This is a genomic window from Lysobacter korlensis, from assembly GCF_042434515.1.
In genome coordinates this window covers 346,719-373,638 of sequence record NZ_JBHLTG010000006.1, presented here as the reverse complement: position 1 = coordinate 373,638, position 26,920 = coordinate 346,719, and the positions used below count along the sequence as shown (strand labels likewise).

Annotated in this window: 30 protein-coding genes; 17 read left to right on the top strand and 13 right to left on the bottom strand. The window is 68.6% G+C overall.

Going from position 1 to position 26,920, the window contains the following annotated elements; all coding sequences use genetic code 11:
* Positions 1-26: 26 nt before the first annotated feature.
* The 3 genes from ACFFGH_RS24185 to ACFFGH_RS24175 are packed head-to-tail and all read right to left on the bottom strand — an operon-like array spanning position 27 to position 3,160.
* Positions 27-941: a carbohydrate ABC transporter permease gene (locus tag ACFFGH_RS24185; protein WP_386673116.1), complete on the bottom strand. Its 915-nt coding sequence runs from the start codon at positions 939-941 to the stop codon at positions 27-29.
* On the bottom strand, positions 938-1,858 hold the full coding sequence (locus ACFFGH_RS24180) for a carbohydrate ABC transporter permease (RefSeq protein WP_386673114.1): 921 nt from the start codon (positions 1,856-1,858) through the stop codon (positions 938-940). The genes ACFFGH_RS24185 and ACFFGH_RS24180 overlap by 4 nt, the downstream gene beginning before the upstream one ends.
* 21 nt (positions 1,859-1,879) lie before the next feature.
* Complete coding sequence (locus ACFFGH_RS24175; protein WP_386673112.1) at positions 1,880-3,160, bottom strand: ABC transporter substrate-binding protein; 1,281 nt, start codon at positions 3,158-3,160, stop codon at positions 1,880-1,882.
* A 222-nt stretch (positions 3,161-3,382) separates the two neighbouring features.
* Between ACFFGH_RS24175 and ACFFGH_RS24170 the strand changes: the two genes are divergently transcribed.
* The 6 genes from ACFFGH_RS24170 to ACFFGH_RS24145 all read left to right on the top strand — a co-directional run bounded on the left by ACFFGH_RS24170 (position 3,383) and on the right by ACFFGH_RS24145 (position 9,680).
* The gene (locus tag ACFFGH_RS24170; protein ID WP_386673111.1) at positions 3,383-4,552 is read left to right on the top strand and encodes an ROK family protein; all 1,170 of its coding nucleotides are present in this window, start codon (positions 3,383-3,385) and stop codon (positions 4,550-4,552) included.
* 70 nt (positions 4,553-4,622) lie between these two features.
* Complete coding sequence (locus ACFFGH_RS24165) at positions 4,623-6,446, top strand: glycerol-3-phosphate dehydrogenase/oxidase (protein WP_386673109.1); 1,824 nt, start codon at positions 4,623-4,625, stop codon at positions 6,444-6,446.
* Position 6,447: 1 nt separating this feature from the next.
* Entirely contained in the window at positions 6,448-7,962 is a 1,515-nt protein-coding gene (gene glpK / locus ACFFGH_RS24160; protein ID WP_386673107.1) for a glycerol kinase GlpK, read from the top strand.
* Positions 7,963-7,980: 18 nt separating this feature from the next.
* On the top strand, positions 7,981-8,727 hold the full coding sequence (locus tag ACFFGH_RS24155; RefSeq protein ID WP_386673105.1) for an SDR family oxidoreductase: 747 nt from the start codon (positions 7,981-7,983) through the stop codon (positions 8,725-8,727).
* A gap of 84 nt (positions 8,728-8,811) precedes the next feature.
* Entirely contained in the window at positions 8,812-9,174 is a 363-nt protein-coding gene (locus ACFFGH_RS24150) for an ArsR/SmtB family transcription factor (protein ID WP_386673103.1), read from the top strand.
* A gap of 20 nt (positions 9,175-9,194) precedes the next feature.
* Entirely contained in the window at positions 9,195-9,680 is a 486-nt protein-coding gene (locus ACFFGH_RS24145; RefSeq protein WP_386673101.1) for an SRPBCC family protein, read from the top strand.
* Between the two features lie 70 nt (positions 9,681-9,750).
* Here ACFFGH_RS24145 and ACFFGH_RS24140 read toward each other — a convergent pair whose 3' ends face one another.
* A complete protein-coding gene (locus ACFFGH_RS24140) occupies positions 9,751-10,392 on the bottom strand; it encodes a DUF2510 domain-containing protein (RefSeq protein WP_386673099.1) in 642 nt (213 codons plus the stop codon).
* Between the two features lie 104 nt (positions 10,393-10,496).
* On the opposite strand from ACFFGH_RS24140, the gene ACFFGH_RS24135 reads away from it, so the two are divergent.
* The 5 genes from ACFFGH_RS24135 (at position 10,497) to ACFFGH_RS24115 (ending at position 13,525) form a co-directional block, all read left to right on the top strand.
* Positions 10,497-10,859, top strand: coding sequence for a GntR family transcriptional regulator (locus ACFFGH_RS24135; protein ID WP_386673097.1), 363 nt, complete (start codon positions 10,497-10,499; stop codon positions 10,857-10,859).
* On the top strand, positions 10,856-11,764 hold the full coding sequence (locus ACFFGH_RS24130; protein ID WP_386673095.1) for an ABC transporter ATP-binding protein: 909 nt from the start codon (positions 10,856-10,858) through the stop codon (positions 11,762-11,764). The genes ACFFGH_RS24135 and ACFFGH_RS24130 overlap by 4 nt, the downstream gene beginning before the upstream one ends.
* Entirely contained in the window at positions 11,761-12,516 is a 756-nt protein-coding gene (locus ACFFGH_RS24125) for a hypothetical protein (protein WP_386673094.1), read from the top strand. Before ACFFGH_RS24130 ends, ACFFGH_RS24125 begins: the two co-directional genes overlap by 4 nt.
* A 103-nt stretch (positions 12,517-12,619) precedes the next feature.
* Positions 12,620-12,985 (top strand): ArsR/SmtB family transcription factor, encoded by a 366-nt coding sequence (locus ACFFGH_RS24120; protein ID WP_386673092.1) that lies wholly within the window; start codon positions 12,620-12,622, stop codon positions 12,983-12,985.
* Between the two features lie 39 nt (positions 12,986-13,024).
* Positions 13,025-13,525: an SRPBCC family protein gene (locus ACFFGH_RS24115; protein ID WP_386673091.1), complete on the top strand. Its 501-nt coding sequence runs from the start codon at positions 13,025-13,027 to the stop codon at positions 13,523-13,525.
* Positions 13,526-13,574: 49 nt separating this feature from the next.
* On the opposite strand, the gene ACFFGH_RS24110 is transcribed toward ACFFGH_RS24115, so the two are convergent.
* The 4 genes from ACFFGH_RS24110 to ACFFGH_RS24095 all read right to left on the bottom strand — a co-directional run bounded on the left by ACFFGH_RS24110 (position 13,575) and on the right by ACFFGH_RS24095 (position 16,181).
* A complete protein-coding gene (locus ACFFGH_RS24110) occupies positions 13,575-14,075 on the bottom strand; it encodes a GNAT family N-acetyltransferase (protein WP_386673089.1) in 501 nt (166 codons plus the stop codon).
* Positions 14,076-14,210: 135 nt separating this feature from the next.
* On the bottom strand, positions 14,211-14,861 hold the full coding sequence (locus ACFFGH_RS24105) for an SRPBCC family protein (RefSeq protein WP_386673087.1): 651 nt from the start codon (positions 14,859-14,861) through the stop codon (positions 14,211-14,213).
* Complete coding sequence (locus ACFFGH_RS24100) at positions 14,858-15,226, bottom strand: ArsR/SmtB family transcription factor (protein ID WP_386673085.1); 369 nt, start codon at positions 15,224-15,226, stop codon at positions 14,858-14,860. The genes ACFFGH_RS24105 and ACFFGH_RS24100 overlap by 4 nt, the downstream gene beginning before the upstream one ends.
* 49 nt (positions 15,227-15,275) lie before the next feature.
* Entirely contained in the window at positions 15,276-16,181 is a 906-nt protein-coding gene (locus ACFFGH_RS24095) for a S1C family serine protease (protein WP_386673084.1), read from the bottom strand.
* 143 nt (positions 16,182-16,324) lie between these two features.
* Between ACFFGH_RS24095 and ACFFGH_RS24090 the strand changes: the two genes are divergently transcribed.
* The 4 genes from ACFFGH_RS24090 (at position 16,325) to ACFFGH_RS24075 (ending at position 19,337) form a co-directional block, all read left to right on the top strand.
* Positions 16,325-16,813 (top strand): hypothetical protein, encoded by a 489-nt coding sequence (locus tag ACFFGH_RS24090; RefSeq protein ID WP_386673082.1) that lies wholly within the window; start codon positions 16,325-16,327, stop codon positions 16,811-16,813.
* A 78-nt stretch (positions 16,814-16,891) separates the two neighbouring features.
* On the top strand, positions 16,892-17,737 hold the full coding sequence (locus ACFFGH_RS24085) for a DUF4097 family beta strand repeat-containing protein (protein ID WP_386673080.1): 846 nt from the start codon (positions 16,892-16,894) through the stop codon (positions 17,735-17,737).
* 29 nt (positions 17,738-17,766) lie between these two features.
* Positions 17,767-18,579, top strand: a complete 813-nt coding sequence (locus tag ACFFGH_RS24080) for an ABC transporter ATP-binding protein (RefSeq protein ID WP_386673079.1) — start codon at positions 17,767-17,769, stop codon at positions 18,577-18,579.
* On the top strand, positions 18,576-19,337 hold the full coding sequence (locus tag ACFFGH_RS24075; protein ID WP_386673078.1) for an ABC transporter permease: 762 nt from the start codon (positions 18,576-18,578) through the stop codon (positions 19,335-19,337). Before ACFFGH_RS24080 ends, ACFFGH_RS24075 begins: the two co-directional genes overlap by 4 nt.
* Before the next feature lie 99 nt (positions 19,338-19,436).
* Here ACFFGH_RS24075 and ACFFGH_RS24070 read toward each other — a convergent pair whose 3' ends face one another.
* The 4 genes from ACFFGH_RS24070 to ACFFGH_RS24055 all read right to left on the bottom strand — a co-directional run bounded on the left by ACFFGH_RS24070 (position 19,437) and on the right by ACFFGH_RS24055 (position 24,524).
* Entirely contained in the window at positions 19,437-20,336 is a 900-nt protein-coding gene (locus tag ACFFGH_RS24070; RefSeq protein WP_386673076.1) for a C40 family peptidase, read from the bottom strand.
* Between the two features lie 274 nt (positions 20,337-20,610).
* Positions 20,611-21,531: a C40 family peptidase gene (locus ACFFGH_RS24065; protein WP_386673074.1), complete on the bottom strand. Its 921-nt coding sequence runs from the start codon at positions 21,529-21,531 to the stop codon at positions 20,611-20,613.
* 289 nt (positions 21,532-21,820) lie between these two features.
* Positions 21,821-23,887 carry a 4-alpha-glucanotransferase gene (gene malQ / locus ACFFGH_RS24060; protein WP_386673072.1) on the bottom strand — a complete coding sequence of 689 codons (2,067 nt, stop codon included), beginning with the start codon at positions 23,885-23,887 and terminating at the stop codon, positions 21,821-21,823.
* Between the two features lie 40 nt (positions 23,888-23,927).
* Positions 23,928-24,524, bottom strand: a complete 597-nt coding sequence (locus tag ACFFGH_RS24055; RefSeq protein WP_386673070.1) for a dihydrofolate reductase family protein — start codon at positions 24,522-24,524, stop codon at positions 23,928-23,930.
* A gap of 92 nt (positions 24,525-24,616) precedes the next feature.
* On the opposite strand from ACFFGH_RS24055, the gene ACFFGH_RS24050 reads away from it, so the two are divergent.
* Positions 24,617-25,111, top strand: coding sequence for a winged helix-turn-helix transcriptional regulator (locus tag ACFFGH_RS24050; RefSeq protein ID WP_386673068.1), 495 nt, complete (start codon positions 24,617-24,619; stop codon positions 25,109-25,111).
* Positions 25,112-25,241: 130 nt separating this feature from the next.
* On the opposite strand, the gene ACFFGH_RS24045 is transcribed toward ACFFGH_RS24050, so the two are convergent.
* On the bottom strand, positions 25,242-25,823 hold the full coding sequence (locus ACFFGH_RS24045) for a TetR/AcrR family transcriptional regulator (protein ID WP_386673067.1): 582 nt from the start codon (positions 25,821-25,823) through the stop codon (positions 25,242-25,244).
* Positions 25,824-25,907: 84 nt separating this feature from the next.
* On the opposite strand from ACFFGH_RS24045, the gene ACFFGH_RS24040 reads away from it, so the two are divergent.
* A complete protein-coding gene (locus ACFFGH_RS24040) occupies positions 25,908-26,849 on the top strand; it encodes an NAD-dependent epimerase/dehydratase family protein (RefSeq protein WP_386673065.1) in 942 nt (313 codons plus the stop codon).
* The last annotated feature ends 71 nt before the right edge of the window (positions 26,850-26,920 follow it).

Sequence of the window (26,920 nt, the reverse complement as noted above, 5' to 3'; positions counted from 1 at the left end):
CTCCTTCGGTACGGGTCACCGTGCCGTCATCCCTTCACGGCCCCGGACAGGAAGCCCTCGGTGACCTGCTTCTGCATCGCGAGAAACAGCACGATGATCGGCAGGATCGTGATCAGCGTTCCCGCTGCCAGCGGTCCGATGTCCAGCGAGCGGCCGCCGACGAACAGGTACAGCCCCGTCGTCAGCGGCCGGAAGTCACCGCCGGGCAGGTAGAGCAGCGGCACCAGGAAGTTGTTCCAGTTCTGCAAGAAGGTGAATACGGCGAGCGCGCCGGCGCCGGAGCTCACCAGCGGGAGCATCACCTTGACGAAGATCTGCCACTCCGAGGCACCGTCGATGCGGGCGGCCTGCTCCAGCTCGGTGGGCAGGTCGGAGAAGAACGCCCGCATGAAGAACGTGCCGAACGACAGGCCGGTCGTCGTCAGCACCAGCACGGTGCCGACCAGGGTGTCGAGCAGCGCCATGCTGCGGAGCTGGAAGTAGAGCGGGATCATGTAGGTGAAGAACGGCACCAGCAGACCGAGCACCACGAGGTAGAACGCGAACGACCGGCCGGGGAACGGCAGCCGGGCGAAGGTGTACCCGGCCATCGTGGACAGGATCACGACGAGGACCGTGCTCGGTACCGACAGCAGGAAGCTGTTGGCGACGTAATCGCCGAAGTTCCCGACGGTCCACGCGGTCACGGTGTTCTCGAGCGAGAACGACGAGAACAGCCCGAACGGGTTCACCCGCACATCCTGCGGCGTCTTCAGCGCGGTGGAGATGGTCAGGATCACCGGGAAGAGGGTCAGCAGCGACAGCACGATCAGCAGCAGGTGCTTGCCGGTGAGCCACGCCCGTCGCTTGGGTGGCATCCGGTTGGGCCCGGCCGACTGCCCTCTTCCGGGCTTCCTGATCGGGGGTGCCACCGGCGGCGCGGGGGTCTGCGTCGTCGTCATGCGCCCGTCCCCTGGAGTGAGACCCGTCGCTGCAGCCGGTTCAGCGCGACGGCGAACGGGATGGCGAGCACTGTGATCACGAGTGCCAGCGTCGTGCCGTAGCTGATCCGGTTGAGCTGGAACGCGTTGGTGTACGCGTACGTGCCGAGCACCTCGGTCGCGCCGGCCGGGCCGCCGCCCGTCATGATGAAGATGATGTCGAACACGCTGAACCCGCCCACCAGGGTGATGGTCGTGATCATCAGGAACACCGGCATGATCTGGGGAAGGATGATGTACCAGATCCGCTGGAGCCCGTTCGCCCCATCGATCCGGGCCGCATCGACCAGTTCGACATCGACGTTCCGCAGCGCGGACAGCAGGATGACGAAGATGAAGCCGGACGTCCCCCAGACGGCGGTCGCCAGCACCGCGTAGAGGGCCGTGTCAGGGTTGCCGAGCCACCCGGTGGTGAGCCAGTTGAGGCCGATCGCGTTCAGCGCCTGGTTCAGCCAGCCGCGCACCGGGTCGTAGATCCAGCCCCACACGACCCCGATCGCGACGCCGGGAAGGATGTACGGGAAGAAGAACGCCAGCCGGTAGAAGATGCTCCCATTCCGCACGGTCCACATGAGCAGTGCGAGGGCCAGCCCGATCACCATCGGCGCGACGGTGCCGATGACGATCCAGATGATGTTGTTCTGAAGGGCCGGCCACAGCCGGGGGTCCGCGAACAGCTCTGCGAAGTTCGCGAACCCCACGAACGGCGGGTTGAGGTTGATGCCGTTGAAGTCGACGAAGACGTAGTACACGGCGTTCGCCAGCGGGAAGAGGAAGAAGGTGATCACGAGGATCATCAGCGGGGTGATGAGGGCGATGCCCAGGCGCGTCTGCGCGCGCCTGGTCACCTTCGGCGTGTCCGCCTTGATGCGCGCCACCTCATGCCCCTTCGCGGCGGATCATGACTGCGCGGCTGCTTCGAGGTCCGCGGCGACCTCCTCCGCAGTGGCCTGACCGGACAGGATCGCCTGCAAGCCGTTCCACATCGTCTCGTTGAAGGTGTCGCTCGCGAGCACGTCGATGTTCACGCCGAAGTCACCGGTGCCGCCGGAGAACTTCGACGTGTCCTCGAGCACCTGCGCGAACAAGGGCGACGCGTCCACACCCTCCGTGTCCACCGGGTACGGCGGGATGGAGCCGATGTTCTCCACGGTCCACCTGCCGTGCTCCTCGGAGACGAGGAAGTCCACGAACTGCAACGCGGCATCGACCTTGTCGGTGTTCGCGGAGATGTACGGGCCGGAGCCGAGTCCGCCGGTGAAGATGCCGGGGCCGTCCTCGGCCGGGAACGGGATGTAGCCGACCTCGAAGTCCGCGTTCTCGTCGATCCCGCTCACCAGCCAGCTGCCGGTCGGAAGGATGGCGATCTCACCGGAGTAGAACTGCGCGTTGGCGTTGTCGTAGCTGAGCGACGTCGGGAAGGGCGGCAGATACCCTGCCTCGTTCCACTCCTCCCAGAGACGCAGCGACTCCACCACAGCAGGTGAGTCCCAGGACTCCTCGCCGGCCAGCAGTGCGTCCACGCCGTCTGAGCCGACCTTGCTGGACAGCGCCATGCTGAGCAGATGCCCGCCCTGCCAGCCCTCCTGGTCGCTGACGCCGATGGGCACGATGCCGCTGTCGGCGATCGCCTGGGCTGCGTCCTCGAGATCCCCGAGGTCCTGCGGCTGCTCGATACCGAGCTCGTCGAAGATGTCCTTGTTGTAGAAGAGCCCGATCGTCTCCATCTCACCCGGGACACCGACGATCTTCCCGTCGAACGTCACGCGCTCCTTGGCGAAGTCGTAGATCGGCCAGTCGTACTCCTCGTACGCATCGGTGAGGTCGTACAGCAGCCCTGCTTCGGCGAGCGCCCCGGCATAGCCGGGCCCTGAACCCCAGCTGAACACATCGGGGCCCTCCCCAGACTGCAGCTGGGTCTGCAGCACGGTGCGCATGTTCTCCTGCGGCATGGCCTCCAACTCGACGTCGATGCCCTCGCTCTCCTCGAAGTCGGCGATGTGCGCCTCGAGGGTCTCGAGCACCGCGGGGTCCTCCGGCTGCTCGACGAGGTAACGGATGGAGCTCTGATCGCCGCCATCCGCACTGCCGCCTCCCGGAGGGGCTCCGGTGCAGGCGGTGAGTCCGAGCAGGACGGCGGCGGCAGCTGCCGGCGCCACGAATGTCGTTGATCGCTTCATTGCGGTTCCTTGTCGTCTGCGGTGCGATGACCGCGCTGTGGGGGGCGCGTCGGCGGGTGCTGTGTGGTTGTGGCGCTCATCCCGGCGCTGTCGATTGACTCACGGATATAGTTTCGCTTCAAAAGCATTGCTGTCAAGATGGAGCCACACCGGGGCGGCGAACAGCCGGTGAACGCGAGTTGAACCAGCAACCGTCGCAGATTTAGTTCCGATGGGAAACGCATGACGATCACCACCTGGGAGGATTCCCTCAGCCTCTCGGCGACCTCGCGCGCCGTCGCGATCGAGGTCCTGGTGCATGGCGCGCAGTCTCGGGCACGGCTTTCCGAACGCATGGGACTGTCGGCGGGCAGCCTCACCCGGCTGGTGAAGCCCCTGCTTGCCGCGGGCGTGCTGATCGAGTCGGACGCAGTGCGCGCCTCCCAGCGTGGGCGGTACTCACTCCCCCTCGACGTCGTTCCGGAGAACTACCGGTTCATCGGGGTGAAGCTGACCACCCAGACGGCGTACGCGGTCGCCACGGACCTTCGCGCACGGGTTCTCGACAAGGTGATCAGCGAACTGCCCTCGCATGACGTGGCGGAGGTGACGAGGACCGTCACGTTCCTCATCGACGAGCTGAAGCATCTCGGCCACACCCGGATCGACTCGGTGGGAGTGACCGTCGGCGGGCAGGTCGCCAAGGGGGCGATCGTCGCGGATTCGCCGTATCTGGACTGGCACGACGTGCCCTTCCGCTCACTGCTCGAGCAACGGCTCGGCGTGCCGGTGCATCTGGACAACGACGTCGTGGGGCTCACGAGAGCGCAGCACTGGTTCGGCTCGGGAAAGGGGCAGGCGAATTTCGCGCTGCTGACAGTCGGTGCCGGCATCGGCTACGGCCTCGTCATCAATGACGAGATGGTGCGCACGCCGCTCGGCCCGATCAGCCACTTCCCCGCAGACCCGGGCGGGCCGATGTGCTCGCTCGGGCACCGCGGCTGTCTCTCCGCCGTGCTGACCACGGCCGCCATCACCCGCGCGGCCTCGCTCGCCCACCACCGGGACATCGGCTACGACGAGGTGCTGCGACTCGCTGAGGCGGGCGACCCAGCGGCCGTGCGGATCGTCCACGAGGCCGCTCGCGCGCTCGGGCGCGCGACGGCAGCGGTCACCGCCCTGACCGGCGTCGAGCGCATCATCCTCTCCGGGGAAGGGGTCCACCTGGCCGAGATGGCGCGCGGGGCACTCGATGAGGGCATGAACGAGTATCAGGCGGGCGGATCGTCGCATCCGGACCCCGTCATCCACCCGGTCGACTTCTTCGAGTGGGCCCGCGGGGCTGCAGTCGTCGCGATCCAGGAGGAGTTCCCGCCGAGCAACGAGCGCCTCGGAATCCGGGCGGAGGAGTAGGGATGGGGTCGGTTCCCATGTTCGATGCGGCTTCCCGGTGCGTTCAGGCGCCGTCTGGCAGGGTAGAGACGTGAGCGACGGCGTGTTTCGGCGACTGCGCCGGCGGCCGGCTCCCGGCCGACCGGCCCAGACGCCCGAGCCGCCCGCGCCCGAGCCGCGCGCGGACCTGCGCCCCGACGTCGCGTCGCTCCGCGCCACCCCCACCGCCGACGTGCTCATCCTCGGTGGCGGCATCAACGGTCTCGCGACGTTCCGATACCTCGCACTGCAGGGCGTGGATGTCGCGCTCGTCGAGCGCGGGGACTACGGGTCCGGCGCCACGGCCGCGTCGTCCCACATGATCCACGGCGGCATCCGCTACCTCGAGAACGGTGAGTTCCGCCTGGTCCGCGAGTCGGTGCAGGAGCGGAACGCGCTGCTGCGGATCGCGCCGCACTACGTGAAACCGCTGCGCACGACCATCCCGATCTTCTCGACGTTCTCCGGCATCCTCAGTGCACCGCTGCGCTTCCTCCTGCACCGCGCCGGCAAGCCCGAGGAGCGCGGTGCGCTGCTGATCAAGGTCGGTCTGATCCTGTACGACTCCTTCTCACGGGCGACGTCCATGGGCAAGGAGCGGCTGCCGTTCCACTCGTTCCACGCCCGCCGTCGATCTCTGCGGCAGCTGCCGAAGCTCAACCCGGAGCTCAAGTACACGGCCACCTACTTCGACGCCTCGGTGCACGACCCGGAGCGGCTCGCCCTCGACGTGCTGCTCGATGGGCGGGCCGCGAGCCCGCTTGCCCGCAGCGCCAACTACACCGAAGCGATCGGTGCGGGCCAGGACGGCGTGCTGCTCCGCGACCTGGAGAGCGGCATCGAGTTCCCGTTCCGCGCCCGGGTCGTCGTGAACGCCACCGGGCCGTGGACCGACCTCACGAACGCCGCTCTCGGGCACCCGTCCGCCTATATGGGCGGCACCAAGGGGTCGCACATCGTGCTCGACGCTCCGGAGCTGCTCACCGCGTGCGCGGGCCGCGAGATCTTCTTCGAGAACGAAGACGGGCGGATCGTGCTCATCTATCCGCTCAAGGGCCGGGTGCTCGTGGGCACGACCGACATCGAGGCGGACCCGGCAGAGCCCGCGGTGTGCACCGAGGAGGAGGTCGACTACTTCTTCGGGCTGGTGCGCCGGGTATTCCCGACGATCGAGCTGAGCCGCGAGCAGATCGTCTTCCGGTACTCCGGCATCCGGCCGCTCCCCCATCACGGCGACCTGCACCCGGGGTTCGTCTCACGGGATTACCGGATCGAGGAGGGCACGCTCCCCGGGCATCCGCGCGCGATGCTGCTCAGCCTGATCGGCGGCAAGTGGACCACATTCCGGGCGCTCGGTGATCAGCTCGGCTCCCGCGTGCTCCAGCAGCTCGGCCTCCCGGAGACGGTGACCACGGTCGACAAGGCGATCGGCGGCGGCGCCGGCTTCCCGCGGAGCGCCGGCCGCTTTCGGGCCTGGGCGGCCGCGCACTCCCACGAGGTCGGCGAGCGCCGGGCCGGCGCGCTGCTGGCCCGCTACGGCACCCGGGCGACCGAGGTGCTCGCCGCGATCTCCTCCGCCGGCGACCGGCCGCTCGCAGCAGCGCCGGCGTACAGCGCCGGCGAGATCGAGTTCCTGGTGCGCAACGAGCTGGTCGTCACGCTGAGCGATCTGGTGCTGCGCAGAACGAGCCTGGCATTCACCGGCTCGGTGACGCCGCAGCTGCTCGACGAGCTGGCCGACATCGCAGGCGGCGTGCTCGGCTGGGATCCGGGGCGGCGCAGGGCCGAGGTGGATGCGACGGTGGAAACCCTCCGGAACAGTCATGGCGTGGACCTCGCGCAGCGCGAGCCGGTGCTCGAGAGCCGGGCGCGCTGACGTGGCCGACCACATCCTGGCCATCGACCAGGGCACCACCAGCACTAGGGCGATGATCTTCGACCGCAGCGGCGAGACGGTCGGCGTCGCCCAGGTCGAGCACCGGCAGCTGCTGCCCCGGCCGGGCTGGGTCGAGCACGACCCGCTCGAGATCTGGCGCAACGTGCGCGAGGTCATCGGGCAGTCGCTGGCGCGGGCCGAGCTCACGCGGCACGAGCTCGCCGCGGTGGGCATCACGAATCAGCGGGAGACCACCGTGGTCTGGGACCGCTCGACCGGCAGGCCGGTGCACAACGCCCTGGTCTGGCAGGACACCCGCACGCAGCCCATGGTCGACCGGCTCGCCGCGGATGGCGGCGCGAACCGGTTCGCTCCCACGACCGGCCTGCCGCTCAGCACCTACTTCGCGGCGACGAAGATCGCCTGGATCCTCGATCATGTCGACGGCGCCCGCGGGCGAGCGGAAGCAGGCGAGCTGCTGTTCGGCACGATGGACACCTGGGTGCTGTGGAACCTCACCGGCGGCGTCCGCGGCGGGGTGCACTGCACCGACGTGACGAACGCCTCCCGGACCCTGCTGATGGACCTCGAGACCCTCGACTGGGACGACCGGCTGCTCGACGCGTTCGGCATCCCGCGCGCGATGCTTCCCGGCATCCGCAGCTCCTCCGAGGTGTATGGCACCGCGCCCGCGACGAGCCTGGTGCACAGCGTGCCGATCGCCGGCATCCTCGGCGACCAGCAGGCCGCGACCTTCGGGCAGGCCGCGTTCGGCGCCGGCGATGCGAAGAACACCTACGGCACCGGATGCTTCCTGCTGTTCGGCATCGGGGAGCAGATCGTGCGCTCGGAGCACGGTCTCATCACCACCGTCGCGTATCGCCTCGGCGATGGGCCGCCGCGGTACGCGCTCGAGGGGTCGATCGCGGTGGCCGGGGCGCTGGTGCAGTGGCTGCGCGACAACCTCGGCTTCATCTCCACGGCACCCGAGGTCGAGGCGCTCGCGACCAGCGTGCCGGACAACGGCGGCGCCTATCTGGTGCCCGCGTTCTCCGGCCTGTTCGCCCCCTACTGGCGCTCCGACGCTCGAGGCGCCCTGGTCGGTCTCACCCGGTTCGTGACGAAGGCGCACATCGCCCGGGCCGCGCTGGAGTCCACCGCCTTCCAGACCAGGGATGTGCTCGACGCGGTGAACCGCGACGCCGCCGTTCCGCTGGCCGAGCTGCGGGTCGACGGCGGGATGGCGGCCAACGCCGCGTTGATGCAGTTCCAGGCCGACATCCTCGGTGTGCCGGTCGTGCGGCCGAAGGTCGCCGAGACGACCGCGCTCGGGGCCGCATTCGCGGCAGGTCTGGCTGTGGGCTTCTGGGCTGACCTCGACGAGCTCCGCGCGCTCTGGCGGGAGGACCGGCGGTGGGAGCCCACGATGGATGCGGCCGAGCGCGACCGGCTGCTGCGCAACTGGCACAAGGCGGTGTCGAAGACGCTTGACTGGGTCGACGACGACGTCCGCTGACCCGGGAGAGGAACCGAGATGAGCCGACCGGTCGTCCTGATCACCGGTGTCGGGCGGCCGGAGGGCATCGGAGCCGGCATCGCCGACCGACTCGCCTCCGACGGGTGGGATGTCGCGTTCGCCTATTGGGCGCCGTACGACGCGCGGGTCCACGGCACAGCGTCGGACGAGACCACCGCGGTGCAGCAACAACTCGAGGAGCTCGGGGCCCGGGTCTTCCGCCGCAGCGCAGACCTGGCCGACCCGTCCACCGCACCCGCGCTCGTCTCCGATGCCCGCGACGCGCTCGGACAGCTCTCCGGCTTGGTGCTCTCGCACACCGAGAGTGTCGACTCGAGCATTCTCGACACGACGCTCGAGAGCTTCGACCGGCACTTCGCCGTCAACGTTCGCGCGAGCTGGCAGTTGATCGCCGAGTTCGCCAGGCAGGTGCCCAGCACCGGCGGACGCATCGTGGCGCTCACCAGCGACCACGCAGTCCACAACCTGCCGTACGGCGCCAGCAAGGGCGCGCTCGACCGCATCGTGCTCGCGGCCGCACGCGAGCTCGGCCACCTCGGGATCACCTCGAACGCGGTCAACCCAGGCCCCATCGACACCGGCTGGATGACCGATGAGATCCGCGAGTCCGCTGTTGCGCGGCAGCCCACCGGCCGCCTGGGCACTCCCGCGGACACCGCGGACCTCGTGTCGTTCCTGCTCTCCGAACGCGGGGCCTGGATCAACGGCCAGCTGCTCAAGAGCGACGGCGGCTTCTCCTCCTGAGCCACTGTATTCAACTATCTGGTTGACAAAGTGTGCGCGCCGGCGTACGTTTTCATCAACCGAAAGGTTGAATAAGGAGGATCGATGACGGCGGATCCGCTGTCCCGGGTGTTCGCAGCGCTGGCGGACCCCACACGCCGCGACATGGTCGCACGGCTCGCGGCTGGCGACGCGACGGTCACGGAGCTCGCCGAGCCGTACGACGTGTCGGTGCAGGCCGTCTCCAAGCACCTCAGGGTGCTCGAAGACGCCGGCCTCGTCAGCCGCACCCGGGACGCGCAGCGCCGCCCGGTCCACCTCGAAGCGGAGGTGTTCAGCTTGATGACCAAATGGATCGAGCGCTACCGGCTGCAGGCGGAGGAGCGCTACCGCCGCCTGGACGACGTCCTCCGGGGCATGTCCGACGACCCGGACGCAACAACCCAACCCACACCAGCATTCGAATAAGCACAGGCAGGAGCACGATCATGACCACCACCAACACCCACGACACGCAGATCCTCGTCGACACCGAAGTGCCGCTCGTCCGCATCATCCGCGAGTTCGACGCCCCCGTGGAGAAGGTGTTCCGCGCCCATACGGACGTCGACCTGTTCCGCCAGTGGAACGGCCCGCGCGGCTACAAGATGGACGTCCCGCACTTCGACTGCCGCACCGGCGGGAGCTACCGGTACACCCACACCACGGACACGGGATTCGTCGCCGGGTTCTACGGCTCGTTCCACGAGGTCCGCGAGAACGAGCTGATCGTGCAGACGTTCACCTTCGACGGCGTCCCGGACGGCGTCGCGCTCGAGAAGCTGCACTTCGAAGACCTCGGGAACGGCCGCACTCGGCTCACGGCCACCTCGCTGGTCGACTCCTTCGAGGACCGGGACGCCTTCGTCGCGAGCGGCATGGAGACGGGCGTCAACGAGGGCTACGAGAAGCTCGACGAGCTGCTCGCCTCCTGACGACACGAGCCGGCGTCGCACAGCCCCTTGCGGGTCGGCGACGCCGGCTCTTCGTCGCGGCTGGCCTCGGTCAGGACGTCGGCAGCTCCGACAGCTCCGGCAGCTGCGAGAACACGGAGCCGATCACCATCGCGGCGATCGTGAATCCGAGCGCGATGCCCAGCACGATCAGCCCGACGGCGACCCATACCACCACCATCCCCTTGCCCATGCGCCGGTTCGTGACGACGCCGCGGCCGATCGCGTAGACGACGGAGCTCAGGAAGGCCCACGCCCAGTGGAACGGCGACGGAACACCGCGGTCTCGGAGCGTCTTGAAGTCGAGGTAGGCGAACACCACGGCGAGCCCCCACGCCAGCCACCCGCCGAGCACCGACGCCAGGTAGGCCGGCGAGGTATAGACCGCGAACTGACGGTCGAGGTCCGACTCCAGCGTGTTCGGGTCGATCGCGGTGAGGGCGGACCAGTCGACGAACAGCAGCGGGATCGCCGGCAGCAGCGGCAGGAACAGCACGAGCCAGATCCACGGCGTGTTCCAGTCGGTTCCGGCCGGCGCGGTCAGCTGTGGGCGGGCACCGGTGTACGGCTGCGGCGCCGACAGGGGGGCGACATCGGCTGTCCAGCGTTGACCGTCCCACCAGCGCTGACGCTGCAGTCCCTCCGGGTCGGGGTACCAGCCGGCCGGTGGGTTCGGGGTCTCAGGGTTCGTCACGCCGCGATCCTAGCCAGCCCGCCCCGTCCTTCGGCGGATTCGCCTTTACAACGCGTCGCCAGGTTGCTAGGTTCATTAGTGAAGTAATGAACCGAGGAGGCGGAGTGCTCGACGACAGCAGCCGGCCGATCTTCCAGCAGATCGCCCAGCAGATCGCCGATGGCATCGTCGCCGGAGCATACCCGGAAGGGGCGCAGGTGCCTTCCACCAACGAGCTCGCGGCCCTGCACCGCATCAATCCGGCGACGGTGGGCAAGGGCATCAACCTGCTCGTCGAGAGCGGGGTGCTGCACAAGCGGCGCGGTCTCGGCATGTTCGTCAGCGACGGGGCACGGGACCGCCTCGTCGCAGAGCGGACCGAGGGCTTCGCATCCGCGTTCGTGCGGCCGCTGCTGAGCGAGGCGCGATCCCTCGGGCTCAGCCTCGACGACGTCCATTCTCTTCTCGACCAGGAAGGCTCGAAATGACCACCACCCACGCGCTCCGCATCGACGGTGTGTCGCGCCGCTTCGGCAGGACCGAAGCGCTCGCCGACGTCTCGTTCACCGTTCCGGAGCACACGATCTGCGGCCTGCTCGGACGGAACGGTGCCGGCAAGACCACGCTGATGTCCATTCTCGCGGGGCACGACCGGGCCGACCGCGGCTCGGTGCAGGTCTTCGGTGCCGACCCGTTCGAGAACGCACCAGCAATGAGCTCGGTGAGCTTTCTCCGCGACAACCAGCGCTACCCCGACGACTACTACCTGAAGCACGTGCTGCGCGTCGGGCCGCTGTTCCATGAGAACTGGAGCGTCGAGATCGCCGAAGAGGTGGCGGAGCGCTTCCGGCTGCCTGCCAAGCCGCCGGTGAAGAAGTACTCGCGCGGTCAGCTCTCCGCCCTCGGCGTACTGATCGGGCTGGCCTCCCGCGCCCCGCTCACGATCTTCGACGAGCCGTACCTCGGCCTCGACGCCACCGCGCGGCAGCTCTTCTACGACCTGCTCATCCGCGAGTACTCCGCGCACCCGCGCACGATCCTCATGTCCACGCACCTGATCGACGAGATGGACGGCCTGCTCGAGCATGTCGTGGTGCTGGACCGGGGGCGCGTCGTCCGGGACAGCACCGTCGAAGATGCACAGCAGGCGGCTTTCACCGTGAGCGGTCCCGCGACGGCTGTGGAGAAGGTGGTCGGAGGCGCGCGCGTGCTCCGCACCCACCGAGCGGGCGGGCTCGTGTCGCTCACCATCGAGGGCGCCCTCACCCCGGCGCTGGCCGACGCGGCCTCGGCGGCCGGCGTGCAGGTCCAGCGCGCCACGCTCCAGGATTTCGTCGCCGCGCTCGGCGCGCTCGACGAGGCTCCCCTGACCACGGAAGGAATCCGCGCATGACCACCGCAACCGCATCCCCGATCGTCACGCCGGTCCAGCACGGGGCATCCCCGATCAGCGTGCTTCGGCTGCACTACGCGAAGCGCTCGATGATGTTCGGCGTCCCCCTCTACATCCTGCTCGGGGTGCTGGCGTTCTCGGCGATCATCTCGCTGATCTTCTGGCGCGCGGGCTCCCAGATCGGCTCAGAGGAGTGGATCACCGGCAGCCGCAACAACCAGGGCATGTTGTGGGCCTTCATCGGGTTCATGGTCTACATGGGCGTGCAGTCCGTGGCGACCACCTTCCCCCTCGGGCTCTCGCTGGGCAGCACCCGCCGGTCGTTCACGCTCGGCACCCTGCTGACGCACGTCGCGCTCGCCGCATACCTGGCCGCCATCACGGCGGTCGTGTTCCTGCTCGAGATCGCCACGAATCACTGGTTCGTCGGGTTCTACCTCACCGACGTGATCATCCTCGGCGACGGCGACCTGGGCAGGCTTCTTGCGATCCAGTTCCTCTCGGTATTGACCTCGCTGTCGATCGGCGCCGCGTTCGCAGCGGTGTGGGTGCGGTTCGGCAACCGCGGGACCACCCTCATGGGTCTCGGCCTCGGCATCGTGCTGGCAGCCGCGCTGGTGCTGCTGGTTCCGTACATGCCGCAGATCGCGGAGGCGTTCCAGCTGTGGTGGCTGGCGGTCGCGGCGGTCGTGGTCATCGCCCTCTCGGCGCTGGCGCAATATCTGTGCCTCCGCCGGGCGAGCGTGCGATAGCCACTCTCACCGCGTCCTGAAGCGCCGGCGATCCGACCAGGGTCGCCGGCGCGTTCTCGTCCGGTCTTGCGCCCGTCCCGCCGGCGGCGTAATCTACAACCAAATGGTTGTACGCGTCTCGAACGAGCCCACCGACGTCGAGGTGGACCGGATCTTTCAGGCGCTCGCGGACGCGACTCGCCGCGACATCGTCCGCCGCGTTCTGCAGCGCGAGCAGTCGGTGTCGGACCTGGCGGAGCGGTACGCGATGAGCTTCGCCGCGGTGCAGAAGCACGTCGCGGTGCTCGAGCGCGCCTCGCTCGTCTCGAAGCAGCGACGCGGAAGGGAGCAGCTCGTGTCGGGAAACCCGGAAGCTCTGCGACGGGCCGGTGAGCTCCTCGACCAGTACGAGCAGCTGTGGCGGCACCGAGTGACTCGGATCGAGGGCATCCTCGCGGACGACCAGCCGACGTCCGCCACGGCGCAATGACCACAGCTCCCGCAACCGAACCAAGGAAGGATCGACGCAATGCCTGTCATCGATATCAAGAAGGATCCCGAAGCCCTGACCCTGACGCTCGTCGCCGAGTTCGATGCCAGCGTTGAACGCGTCTGGCAGATCTGGGAGGACCCACGCCAGCTGGAGCGCTGGTGGGGACCCCCGACATACCCGGCAACGTTCGAGCGGCACGAGTTCGTGGTCGGCGGACGGTCGCACTACTACATGACCGGTCCCGACGGCGACCAGCCCCACGGCTGGTGGACCATCGAGGCGATCGAGGAGCCCAACCGCTTCGAGTTCATCGACGGGTTCGCCGATGAGAACGGCGAGCCGACGGATCTCGCGAAGCCGACCCGTGGTGTCGTCACGCTCGAGGATTTAGGGGGCGGCAGAACCCGGATGACCACGGTCTCCTACTTCCCCGACACGGAGACACTGCAGCAGTTGAGTGAGATGGGCATGGAAGACGGGATGCGTGAGGCCGCCGGGCAGATCGACGACCTGCTGGCGTCGCAGCCGGCCCGCTGACCACGGGAACAGTCCGCCCGCCGGCTCCTGTCCGGCGGGCAAGCGCCCGTCATTCCTGAAGGCTGAACGCCCATTCCGCGACGGCGCCCTGCTCGGGGTCGGCGACCTCGCCGGCATACTCGAATCCGGCGATGCGCAGAACGCCCGCCGACGCTGGATCCGCTGGAAGCGTGTGGGCGATCACCCGATCGACGACGCCGGTGCGCCGGGCCTTCGCGACGAGCGCGCGCACTGCGGCCGAGGCGTATCCACGCCGCCGGAAGCCCGGCGCGATCTCGTAGCCGATCTCCACGGTCCGATCGACCGGCGGACCCGCGAATCCGCCCGATCCCACCAGAGCGCCGCTTTCGGCGTCGAGGAAGAAGTGCATCCACCAGGCGTGCTGCTCGGGATGCTTCTGCAGCACCCCGAGGGTGAAGTCGATCGCCTCCGGGAACTCCGGCCAGCCGTCTGGCACCGGAGTGTCGAGCGCTTCGGCGAGGGCCGTCCTCGAGCGGAGCAGTGCCTCCAGATGGGCGGGCGTCACCTCGATCAGTCGGACCTCTGCCACGAACATCCCTCCGGTTCTCGATCGTTGCGGACTCCGAGAACCTACACCTCAGCGAGGTCGATCATCGCCTGAGAACCGGAAGTGGCGCGCACCGAGTTCGGGCCCGGACGGCACCGGCCAGGCGCGCGCGTCGGCCTACTCGGCGGCTCCCGTGTAGAAGGCCGTGGTGCGCTCCCCCGCCGCGCGCGCATCCGAGGGCTCGACACCTGCCGCGATGGCGGCCTCGACCCAGCGGCGGCTGCTGCCCGCCATGAACGCCTTCGCCTGATCCGATTCGCCCCAAGCGGTGTTCTCGGCGGGGCGGTCGGCGCCCGTCTCGAGGTGCAGGGCGAGTCCCAGCATTCCCAGGTCCCAGCCGACGCCGGTCGCCCCCGGGCCGAACTGGTCCCAGAACTCGCGAGGTGTCTCGCCGGAGTGCTCGAGCGTCAGGCGCGAGCGGTCCGTCCCGAGCGCCTCCACGCGCACCGCGATGCGCGTGACCGCTCCTCCGAACTCCCACGTGGCCGTGAATGAGTGCGGCGCGTCGCACGTCTCGATCGTGCCGTTCGCGTTGCCCTCCACCTGGTACCGCCCGCCTGCCCGGAGGTCGCCGGACACCGGAGAGAACCATCTGCGGAGCCGATCGGCGGTGGTGACGGCCTCCCAGAGATCCGCCGCGTCGGTGCCGTACTCCTGGCGGAGCGTCACGACGGTGGGGACGGCTTCGCGGCCGCCCTCCGTCACGGTCAGGCGGCGCTCGACCTTGTCGAGCTGTCCGGCCGCGTCGAGCGAAGGTGCGTCGGTCATGGATTCTTCTCCTTGGTTTCGGTTGGACCGCTCGGGTCGTGTCGCGCTGCACGCTTGCCGCGCGCGATCTCAGTGTCGAGAGCCGCGAGCTTCGGAGTCCAGAATCTGCGGAACGCGTCGAGCCACTCGTCGACCTCATGCAGCGCGTCCGCCTCCACCGCATACAGCCGGCGTGTGCCCTGCGCGCGCACCGACGCGTAGCCGTGCTCGCGAAGCACCCGCAGGTGCTGTGAAACGGCCGGCTGACTTATGCCGAATTCCTCCCCGATCACCACCACCAGATCGCCTGCCGCGTGCTCGCCGGTCGCCAGGAGCTCGAGCAGCCGCCTGCGGACCGGATCCCCGAGGATGTCGAAGGCGTGCACACGGCGAGTATTTCACCGTTCGCTTATATAAGCAACGGCGAATTCAGGCTCACGCGTCGCGGAGCTCCCGTGGAGTGACGAACACGTCGACGAGAGCGCCGTTTCGCCACACCGTCATCTCGATGCGACGATTGATGGCGTCCTCGACCATCAGCTTCTGCACCGCACTCGTGGTCACCACTCCCCTGCCATCGAGCTGGATCACGATGTCACCGCGGTGGACGCCTGCTTGAGCGGCGGGACTGTCAGCCACGACCTGCGCGACCTGCAGCCCCGTGCGGGAGCCAACCTTGGCGGCGACCTCTTGCGCGAGGGCCACCTCGACGCCGGCGATGCCGAGCCACGCCCGGCGCACCCGGCCCGCGGTCCGGAGCTTCTCGATGATCCCCCGCGTGGTGGTGTTGATCGGCACCGCGAGGCCGAGCCCGATGCCGGCGACCGCGGTGTTGACGCCGATCATCCGTCCGGCGCTGTCCGCCAGCACACCGCCGCTGTTCCCGGGATTCAACGCCGCGTCGGTCTGGATGACCTCGTCGATGACGCGACCGGCCGGCGTCGGGAGCGACCGGCCGAGTCCGGAGACGATGCCCGCCGTGACGCTGCCCGCCAAGCCGAGCGGGTTGCCCAGCGCCACCACGAGCTGCCCGACACGGAGCTGCTCCGCGTCGCCGAGCTCGACCGGCGGCGGAACCGCGTCGCGGGCTCTGAGCACCGCCAGATCCGAGAGCGGGTCGCGGCCGACCACGTCGGCCACCACGTCGGTGCCGTCGCCGAATGCCACTTCGGCGATGTCGACGCCCGCGACGACGTGCGAGTTCGTCAGCAGGTCGCCATCGACGGTGATCACGCTCGCACTGCCCAGCCCCTGCCCGCGAGGTCCCCGAACCCGCACCGCTGCGACGCTCGGAAGGACCCGCTCCGCCACGCGGATGACCGCGCGCGAGTACGCGTCCATGGCCTCATTGTTGGTACCCACGCCTGCATCAACCAGGGCGACGATGCTTCTATGCCCAGCACCGCGGGGGTTGCGCCCGGCCTGGTGCCAGAATGACACCATCATGGCTTGACATGACACCACGATGGTGTCATGCTGACGGCATGGAACTCGGCCAGTACGTCACGGACCTGCAGCGCCAGCTCGTCGAAGCTGCCGAGCATGGCAACGAGGACACCCGGGCGGCAGCGGAGCGTCTGGTCTCGGGGCTCGACGCCGCCGCGCGGCTCGTGTTCCTCGACGTGCTCTCGGCCGCGGCCGGCGAGATCACTCGCGACCTCGCGCCCGGCTCGGTCGACCTGCGGCTGCGCGGGCGGGAGATCGAGTTCGTCGTCACGCAGCCCGGCGGCGAAGCCGACACCGACGACCCGCCCGCTGCACCCGTCGATTTCGACGACATCAGCACCTCGCGCACGACCCTCCGCTTGCCGGACGCGCTGAAGGCGCGGGTGGACGACGCAGCGGCGGCTGACGGGCTGTCCGTCAACACCTGGCTGGTCCGCGCGATCGCGGGAGCACTGCAGCCCAAGCAACGACGATCCGCGCAGCGGACACTGCGCACCGGCGACAGCTTCGCCGGCTGGGCGCGCTAACCGCTCGCCTTCCAGCATCCATCGGCCACGCGACCCGCGGGGCAGTACGAACACGCCCAGAGAAAGGGAGTTATCAGCATGCCCACGTTCACCACCCCGGCCCCCATCGACCTCGCCATCAACCTGCAGGTGGGCGCGATCGATGTGCTCGCCGGCGACCGCGCCGACACGGTTGTGACCGTGTCGCCCACCAACCCGGAGAAGGCGGTCGACCGACGAGGAGCGGAGGAGACCAGGGTCGAGTTCGACGGCCAGCGGCTGACCATCAAGGGTCCGCGCCCCCGGATCAGCTTCATCGGCCCGACCGAGTCGGTCGACGTGAGGGTCGAGCTGCCGGCGGGTTCCCGGCTCACCGCGGAGAACGCGCTCGGCAACGTGCGCACCGTCGGCCGTCTCGGCGCCACCCGCATCAAGAACTCCATGGGTGAGGTCGATGTCGAAACCACCGGCGACCTGTGGCTTCGCGCCGGGCACGGCAACGCCACCGTCGGCACCGCCGAGGGCGGGATGGAGGTCACGGCCGACCATGGTCAGATCCGGGTCGGGAGGGTCACCGGCGACGCGATCCTCAAGTCATCGCACGGCACCGTCATGATCGGGGTGTCCGGCGGAGACCTCGACGCGAAGCTCTCCTACGGCGACCTCGAGATCAGCCAGGCACTCGCCTCCGTCACGGCGAAGACCGCGTACGGCAGCATCCAGGTGCGCGAGGTCTCCAGCGGTTCCATCGAGGTTCAGAGCGGCTTCGGCCAGATCACCATCGGGGTGTCGCCCGGCGTCCCCGCCTGGCTCGACCTGTCCTCGAAGGGCGGGCATGTGCGCAACCAGCTCGACGGGGACCGCGCCCCCGACGAGTCGGAGCAGGCGGTCGCCGTTCGTGCGCGCACTCAGTACGGCGACATCCAGATCCAGCGCGCCCGGTGACCCCGGGCGACCGCAGAAGGGAAGCACTGATGAGCAACACCGGAACAGCCGGACGGGTCCGCGAGCCCGCGATTCGCGTGCAGAACATCGAGAAGTCCTATAAGCAGCTGCATGTCCTGCGTGGCGTGAGCTTCGAGGTGGCACCAGGCAGCGTGCTCGCCCTGCTCGGCTCCAACGGGGCGGGGAAGACGACCATGGTGAGGATTCTGTCGACGCTCCTCAGTGCAGACGCCGGCGCAGCGGCCGTGAACGGATACGACGTCGCGACGGATCCGCTCGGAGTCCGCGAGTCCATCAGCCTGACCGGACAGTTCGCCGCGGTGGATGAGATCCTCTCGGGGCGGGAGAACCTGGCGCTGGTCGCCAAGCTGCGGCATCTGAACGCCCCTGGCCAGGTGGCGGATGATCTCCTTGCCCGCTTCAGCCTCAGCGATGCGGCAACGCGAAAGGTGTCGACGTATTCGGGAGGCATGCGGCGGCGCCTCGACATCGCCATGAGTCTGATCGGACAGCCGACGGTGATCTTCCTCGACGAGCCGACGACCGGACTCGATCCGGAGGCACGCATCGAGGTGTGGCAGGTCATCCGGGAGCTCGCAGAGCAGGGAACCACGGTGCTGCTCACCACGCAGTATCTCGAGGAGGCCGAGCAGCTCGCCGATCGCATCGCCATCCTGCACGAGGGGCGCATCATCGCGAACGGCACCCTCGCCGAACTGAAGCAGCTCCTCCCGCCGGCGACGGTCGAGTACGTCGAGAAGCAGCCGACGCTGGAGGAGATCTTCCTCGCCCTCGTGGGGAACGACAGCAAGAAGAACACGTCATCTCGGGAGCGATCATGAGCACACACTTCTTTTCAGACACGTCCACCCTTCTCGGCCGCTCGATGCGTCACATCTTCCGCAGCGTGGACACCATCATCACCACGGCGATCACGCCGGTCGCGATCATGCTGCTCTTCGTCTACGTGTTCGGTGGCGCCATCCAGACGGGCTCAGAGAACTACGTCGACTACCTGCTGCCGGGGATTCTGCTGATCGCGATCGCCTCCGGTATCGCGTACACCGCCGTTCGGCTGTTCACCGACATGCAGAGCGGCATCTTCGAGCGATTCCACTCCATGCCGATCGCCCGATCGTCGGTGCTGTGGGCGCACGTGCTGACCTCATTGGTCGCCAACGGGCTCTCGGTGGTGATCATCGTGCTCGTCGGCCTCGCCATGGGGTTCCGCACATCGGCAAGCCCGTTGGCGTGGCTCGCCGTCGCCGGGATCCTCGCGCTGTTCACCCTGGCGCTCACGTGGATCGCCGTTCTCGCCGGCCTGTCGGCGAAGTCGGTCGACGGCGCCAGCGGCTTCTCCTATCCGCTGATCTTCCTGCCGTTCATCAGCTCCGCGTTCGTGCCCACGGAGACGATGCCGGGCCCGGTGCGGTTCTTCGCCGAGAACCAGCCGGTCACCGCGATCGTCAACACGATCCAGAACCTGTTCGCCGAACGGCCCGTCGGGGGTGACATCTGGATCGCGCTCGCATGGTGCACCGGCCTGCTCGTGCTCGCCTATGTCTTCGCCATGGTCGTGTACCGGCGCAAGATCGCCTGAGCCTGGACCGGCACGATCCTCAGCCGACCGCGTACCTGTGGCGGCTGAGGATCGTTGCGCTCCAGGGCCGCAACCGCAGGGTGCAGCGCTGAGTCCCGCTCAGTACCGCACGAAGGAGTGGTTCGAGGTGTAGATGGGACGCTCGTTGACGACGCGGCCCGGCATCGGCGCATCGATCATGTAGCCACCGCCGCTGTAGATGCCGATGTGGCTTCCTCCGTCGATCACGACGAGGTCGCCGGGCACCGGGTCGGTCACCGGGCTGCCGTCAGCGGCTTGCCGGAGAGAAGAGTGCGGCAGCGAGATCCCGAACTGCGCGTAGACGTACATCGTGAGGCCCGAGCAGTCGAACCCTGAGGGCGAGGCGCCACCGAAGATGTACGGCACACCCAGGTACTGACGGGCCACAGCGACGACCGAGCCGTCTCGAGCAGGCGGCGCGCCGTACGGAACCTGCGCGGGCGCCGCCAGGGGTACCGACGTCGTCGCGATCGGCGCGATGGGCCAGCCTGCCGTTGCCGCCTCGATCGCGTGCTGCTTCGCCTCCGCGAATGCGCGCTCCTCGGCCAGCTTCTTAGCCCGCTGCGCCTCGAGCTCCTCCATGGTGGTGGCGCTGAACAGGTCGCGCGCCGCGTCGGCCGGTCGTGCTGCGGCGGGGACGGCGAAGCTCTGCACCTCGACGGCGTGGACCGTCCCGGCGCGCAGGCCGCCGGCGTGCAGCTGGTCGGGCGGGATGGCGTGCGAAGGAAGCGCGACGGTTGCGACGATGCCGGCGGACACGGACATGACCGTCACGGCATTCGAGGCGACCTTCTTGTGCCGCTTCGCGCGCGGAGCGGCGACGCGTGCATCGGACAGGTGTGGAGCGGAGACCTGCGGAGCGGGTGGCCGCGGAGCGGACGGGACGAGCACACCCTCGCGATGCCGTTTCGGGTCGACGTGTCGGCCGAGGGGCTTGCCGTTCGGAACGTCCGGCCGTGCTGGGGAGACGCGGGTCACGAGGGGACCTCCTGCGCTTCGACAGCCTGCGCCGCCCATCCCGTTTCGTCGCAGGTGCCGTCGACGAACGATGCGCTTGAGCGCGTCGGCGCGACGGACCCGTTCGGCCTCGGGATGGCCGGATGGATTCTGTGAGCGTACGCCGAACCGGCGCGATTGTCACCGGCCTTTGGTCACCGCCCGGCGGCCATCGTCATGGACAGCAGAACGGCCGCCCGGAAGGCGGCCGTTCTGGTGTGCACACTCGGGCGGCTCAGTACCGCACGAAATAGGCTCAGTACCGCACGAAGTAGTGGTTGGCGCTGTAGATCGGCCGCTCGTTGACGACACGTCCGGGCATCGGCGCGTCGATCATGTTGCCACCGCCGGTGTAGATGCCGACGTGGCTGCCGCCGTCGATGATCACCAGGTCACCCGGCTGCGGGTTCGAGACCCGCGTGCCGCCGGAGCCCTGCGCCGCGGACGAGTGCGGCAGCGAGATGCCGAACTGCGCGTACACGTACATCGTGAGGCCTGAGCAGTCGAACCCGGAGGGCGAGGCGCCGCCGAAGACGTACGGAACGCCGAGGTACTGACGGGCGACGCTCACGATCGAGCCGCCGTTCGCGCTCGGGGCTGCCGCGGGGGCAGGGGCGGGGGCAGCGGCGGCCTTCGGCGCGACGGGCGCCGGGCCGCTGCTCGATGCCACGGAAGCCGCCTGCGTCTGCGCGCGTTCTGCCGCTTCGGCCTGCTCCCGCGCCTCTCGCTCTGCCCGCTCGCGGGCCTCACGGGCCTCCCGTTCCTTCTTTCGCTTGGCCTCGAGCTCCGCCATGGTGGTGGCGTCGAACTCGTCCCGGGTCGCTTCGGGCGCCTTCGCACCGGCCGGCACGATGACGTTCTGCGCCTCCTCGACGGTCAACTCGGCCAGGGTCGTCTGAGCCTCGGCTGCGGCGGGAGCCGCGGACGGAGCGAAGGCGTGTGCCGGGAGGGCGACCGTGCCGAAGACGCTGGCGCAGAACGTCATCACGGCGACGTTGCTGACGGTGGCAGCGCGCCACCTGCGCCCACCGGCGGACGAGGGCGTCGTCGCCGCTCGGCGGAGCGCGCGCCGGTCGTGGCGGGAGAGGTTCTGGAGTGGGGCGGGGGTTGAGGTGGTGCCGATGCCGTCCGTCTCGGGGACATGGTTCGACGGCGGGTTGAATCGTACGAGGGTCAAGAGGAACTCTCCTGCGCTTCGACAGCCCTACGTACGCTGCCCCGTCCATTTCTTTTCAATCGCAACCTTGCGCGGCACAAGAGACGGGATGAATGAAGCGTCTCGCGCCGGGTCCAAATGGCCCAGGGTTGGCCGGGAGGACCTGGCGAGACTACGTCAGGTAACGAAATAATCACAACCCGGCGTGCCTCTCTCAGAAGATCGGCACGTTACGCGGATTCGAGTACGCTATCCTCCCGCCTCCGCGCACTCCCGGGATCCGCTCGATGCGCCGCTGAGCACGCCGAGATCACCGCCGGCGCGGTGTTCCGACCGCCGCGGCGAGGGCGGCGGCCCGCTCCGACGCGAAGACGTCCTCGAGCAGGATCGGCCTCTCGTCCGGCCCGGACAGCGGGATGCGCCAGTTCGGGTATTCGTCCAGCGTTCCCGGCTGGTTCTGGGTGCGGACGTCGCCGACCGCATCGGTCAGCGCGATGTTGAGCAGCCGCGACGGTGCAAGCGTCAGGTACCGGTGGAGCGCGGTCACCGTCTGCTCGATGGAGGCGTCCTCACCCAGAAGGCCGCGACCTCGCAGCTCGGCCATCCAGCTCTGGCGGTCCTTCCGGTCTGCCTCGGCCTCCTCCTCGACGGAGCGGGTGAGCAGCCCGAGGTCGTTCCGCAGCTTGACGTGGACGCCGGCGAGGTAGCCGGCGGTCGGCGGCAGGTCATGGGTGGTGACGGAGGCGAGGCACAGTTCGCGCCATTGCTCGGCAGGAAGCGGCTTGCCATCCTCGTCCCGCTCGAACCAGAGGATCGACGTGCCGAGGACGCCGCGCTCGGCGAGGTATTCGCGCGCGGACGGCTCAACGACACCCAGATCCTCCCCCACGACGACGGCACCCGCCCGCTGTGCCTCGAGCGCCAGGATGCCGATCAGCGCCTCGTGGTCGTAGCGCACGTACGTGCCGTCCGAGGGAGCGCGCCCCTCCGGCGTCCACCAGAGCCGGAAGAGCCCGATGATGTGGTCGACCCGCACACCGCCTGCGTGGCGGAGCACATTGGCGAGAAGGTCGCGGAACGGGCGGTAGGCGAGTTCCTCCAGCTTGTCCGGGCGCCACGGCGGCTGCTGCCAGTCCTGCCCCATCTGATTGAAGGCGTCCGGCGGAGCGCCGACCCGGATGCCGGTGGCGTAGGCGTCACGGAGCCGCCACGCGTCGGCGCCGCCAGGATGCACACCGACGGCGAGATCGTGCATGATGCCGATGGACATCCCCGCCTGCCTGGCGCGGCGCTGTACGTCCTCGAGCTGCTGATCCAGCTGCCACTGCAGCCACATCGCGAAGTCGACCTCCGACTCGTGGAGGACCGCGTAGCTCACCACGTCGTCGCTCGCGGCATCCTGAAGCTCGGCAGGCCACTCGCGGTAGTCGTTGCCGTACTCCACGGCGAGCGCGTTCCAGGCGGCGAACCGGCTGAGCGACTCCGCGTGGAGCTCGCGGAATGCGGCGTACTGCTGCTCACGCTCGTCCGTCCGCGGCACACGGTGGAGCAGCTCGAGCGCCGCCCGCTTGGCGGCCCACGCGGTGTCCCGGTCGATGATGTCCTTGCCCGCGGTCTCCTCCCGCACCTCGTCGCCGAGCGCGTCGATGCCGGCCCGCTCCTGCGCATCCAGCTGCCGGTACTCCGGCACGTCCTCCACCCGGAGGTACAACGGGTTGAAGAATCGCCGTGACGACGGCAGGTACGGCGAAGGCTGCAGGGGCGCGACCGGCTCGGCCGCGTGCAGCGGGTTGATGAGGATGTAGTCGGCGCCGAGCTCCGCCGACCACTCCGCGAGCGCCCCGAGATCGCCGAGGTCGCCCACCCCCCAGGAGTCGCGGGAGCGTGCGCTGTAGAGCTGAACGGCGAAGCCCCATGATGGCTCCTCCCCCATCGCGTCCGGCAGGCCGAGCCAGCGGGGGGTCACCACGATGGCCGTCTCGATGGAGGCGTCACCGACGCGTCCCTTCAGCGCGTGGTAGCCCAGGGGAAGGTCGTCGGGAAGCGCGAGGCGCACCTCCCGGGTCTCAGCGTTCCTCTGCTCACCGGCCCCGAGCGCTCGGGAGCCACCGCCCTCCAACTCGATCGAGACCTCGGCCTGCTCACCCGGCGACACACGCGCGACGAGGACACGGGCCTCGCCCTCGCGGACGACGACGCAGTGCGGGAGCACCGCCGATCCACTTCCCAAGCCGGTCGGGTCGACACCCATGGCGGCGAGCACGTCCTCGATGGCGTCTCGGGGAACCTCCACCGTGCGCCCCTGCCAGTCGTCGAAGGACGTGGAGACACCGAGCGATCCGGCGATTTCGAGCAGCGGGTCTGAGCCTGAAGTCACCGGTCGATCTTCGCAGACGCCCCTGGACCGACGGAGCCCGTCAGCGCAGCACGCGGTAGGTGATGTGCGTCACACGCGACGTGCCTCGCACCGAGACCTGCTCGAAGTCGAGCGAGGGCACACCGTCGAACAGCCTCGAGCCCGCGCCGATCACCGCCGGGGTGATGTGCAGCCGGAGCTCATCCAGCAATCCCGCCGCGAGGAACTGGTTGACCGTCGACGCCCCACCGGCGATCGCGACATTTCGCTCGCCCGCGGCAGCACGCGCCTGCTCGAGGGCGGAGTGGATGCCGTCCGAAACGAAGTTGAACGTGGTGCCACCCTCCATCACCAGCGGCACGCGCGGGTGATGGGTGAGCACGAACACCGGCCCGTGGTAGGGCGGGTTGTCGCCCCACCATCCGCTCCACTCCAGATCCGGCTCACCGCGGTCGGGCCCGAACATGTTGCGGCCCATGATGAACGCGCCGGCGTCGACGATCGCCTCGACCTCCGCCTGGTTCTCATCCCCGGTCTTGAACATCCAGGCGTGCAGGCGGTCCTCGTCGATGTCGCCGAACGGCGCGTCGGCACGCTGGTTGGGTCCCGCCGCATACCCGTCGGCGGAGACGGAGATGTCGCAGACGACTCTGCTCATGATGATGTCCCTTCGAACCAGTTGTAAATTGCAATTGGTTTGAATGTACCTTGACCGGTTGTAGACTGCAAGTGGTTATCTAAGGAGCACACGTGGCAGAGGAACACCGTTCGGGGTGCCCGATCAACCTCTCGCTCGAGGTGTTCGGCGACAAGTGGTCGCTCATCGTCATCCGGGACATGATGTTCGGCAACCGTCGGCACTTCAATGAACTGCTCGCGAAGTCGGATGAGCGGATCGCCTCCAACGTGCTGGCCGACCGGCTGCAGCGCCTCGTCGATCTCGGGATGATCACCCGGGCGCCGGACCCGAGCCACAAGCAGAAGGTGATCTACAGCCTCGCCGAGCCGGCGATCCAGCTGGTGCCGGTGCTCGCCCATCTCGGCGCCTGGGGCATCCGCCACCTTCCGGCCAGCCGCGAGCTCTCGGTACGCGCCGAGTTGCTGGAGCGCGGCGGCCCCGCATTCTGGGACCGCTTCATGGACGAGCTGCGCGAGCAGCACCTCGGCATCGCCCGCCCGGAAGGCCAACCGTCGGCCTTCGGCGAACTGCGGGCCGCGTACGAGGCCGAGCTCGCCCGGGGCTGACGAGCGGACTCGCTGCCGTCACTCATTCCGAAATGCGTCGATCGCGTCCCGTGCCGGATGCGAGCTGTCGACGCGCGAAATCAAGACATGCCCGCCGTGCGGCTGACAGGGTGAGCGCAACCGAGTCGCGTCAATTCGGCAGAAGAGCGCGAGCCGTGCGCAAGTACGCGTCGCGATCGAAGTCGTTGTACATCGCCTGCTGCACGAGGTAGCCCTGCATGAGCCCGAGAAGCACCCGAAGCGTGTGCTGGGCGAAAAGCTGGGGGTCGCTGGTCACCTCGGGGTGGTCGCGAGCCCACCGCGCGATCACGGTCTCGAACGAGGATCGGAGTGGACCAAGGGACGCGGCGAAGGTGGAGCGGATTCCCTCGTCCATCGTCGCCTCGCCCCAAAACTGGAGAAACAGGGACGGATCGACACCGCCGACACCTTCAATGAGGCTCGTCAGCGTGTCGGAGGGGCTGAGACCGCGTCCCGTGTCGCGTTTCCGCACGTGCCGCGCTTGCTCCGAGAGGACGTATTCCGCGGCGGCCAGTGTCAGCGCCTCCTTGCTGTCGAAGTGCCCGTAGATGGCCCCAGCCGAGAGACCGGACTCCGCGACGATGTCTGCCATCGTCGCCCGCTGGACGCCCTTCGTCGCAAAAGTCCGCAACGCCGCCAGGGTGATCTGCTCGCGGCGGGACGCGCGATGCTGCTCGGTGACCTTGGGCATCGCGCTCCCCCCAAAAACGAACGTGCGTTTTGAGATTAGCATCTGATCTGATAAAAAGAATGAACATTCGTTTTAGGAGAAGTCATGAACGACACCCGCCCCCTCCACACCATCGTCGGAGCCAATGGCGCGACCGGCCGAGTGCTCCTCAGGGAGTTGACCGCGCGCGGCACACGCGTGCGCGCGATCACCAGGGGTGCGCTTCACGTCGCGGCGGACGGGGCGGAGCACGTTCGGGCGGACGCCCTCGACGCGCCGGCGCTCCGCGAGGCGATCGCCGGATCCGACGTGGTCTATCACTGCGTGATGCCCGCCCTGTCGCGGTGGCTGAACGACTTCCCTCGAATCACACACATTCTGATCGAAGCGTCAGCCCACGCCGGAGCCAAAATAGTCTTCGCCGACGACACCTGGATGTACGGCCGAGTCGACTCGCCCATGCGGGAAGACATGCCCTCGTTCCCGGTCAGCAACAAGGGAGCGCTTCGCGCCTTCCTCGCAGAGTCCCTTCTGCGGGCTCACGCGTCCGGCAGGGTGCGGGTCGCCATAGGCCGCGCTCCAGAGCTGTTCGGTCCGGGAGTCCGGTCGCTGCTCGGGGTCAATGTCTTCGGCGCCGCCGCCCGAGGGCGCGCAGCGACGTATGTCGGCGACCCGACGTTGCCGCTGGCGCCCCTGTACATCGACGACTTCGCCCGTGGACTCATCAGGCTCGCCGACGACGCACGAACCGACGGTCGTGTGTGGCACATCCCCACCCCGCCCCCGGTCACCGGTCGCATTCTGATGTCGGACGCGTTCGATGCGGCGGGGTCACGGCTGCGGTACCGCTCGGTGAGCAGCCGGATGGCGCGCTCCCTCGGCGTGGTGTGGCCGCTCGCCCGCGAGGGCGCGGAGATGGTGTACCAGTTCGAGCAGCCGTTCACCATCGACGCCGGTCGCTACACCGCCCTGTTCGGAGCCGATCCGACGCCCTACACGACTGCGGCGGAGCGCACGGTCACGTGGTACCGCCGGATGCGGCGGTGATCCGCCGGCCCGGGAGCGGCCGTTCATCTTGAGCCCCTGCTGCGACGCTACGTGAATCGCAAACAGAGGTG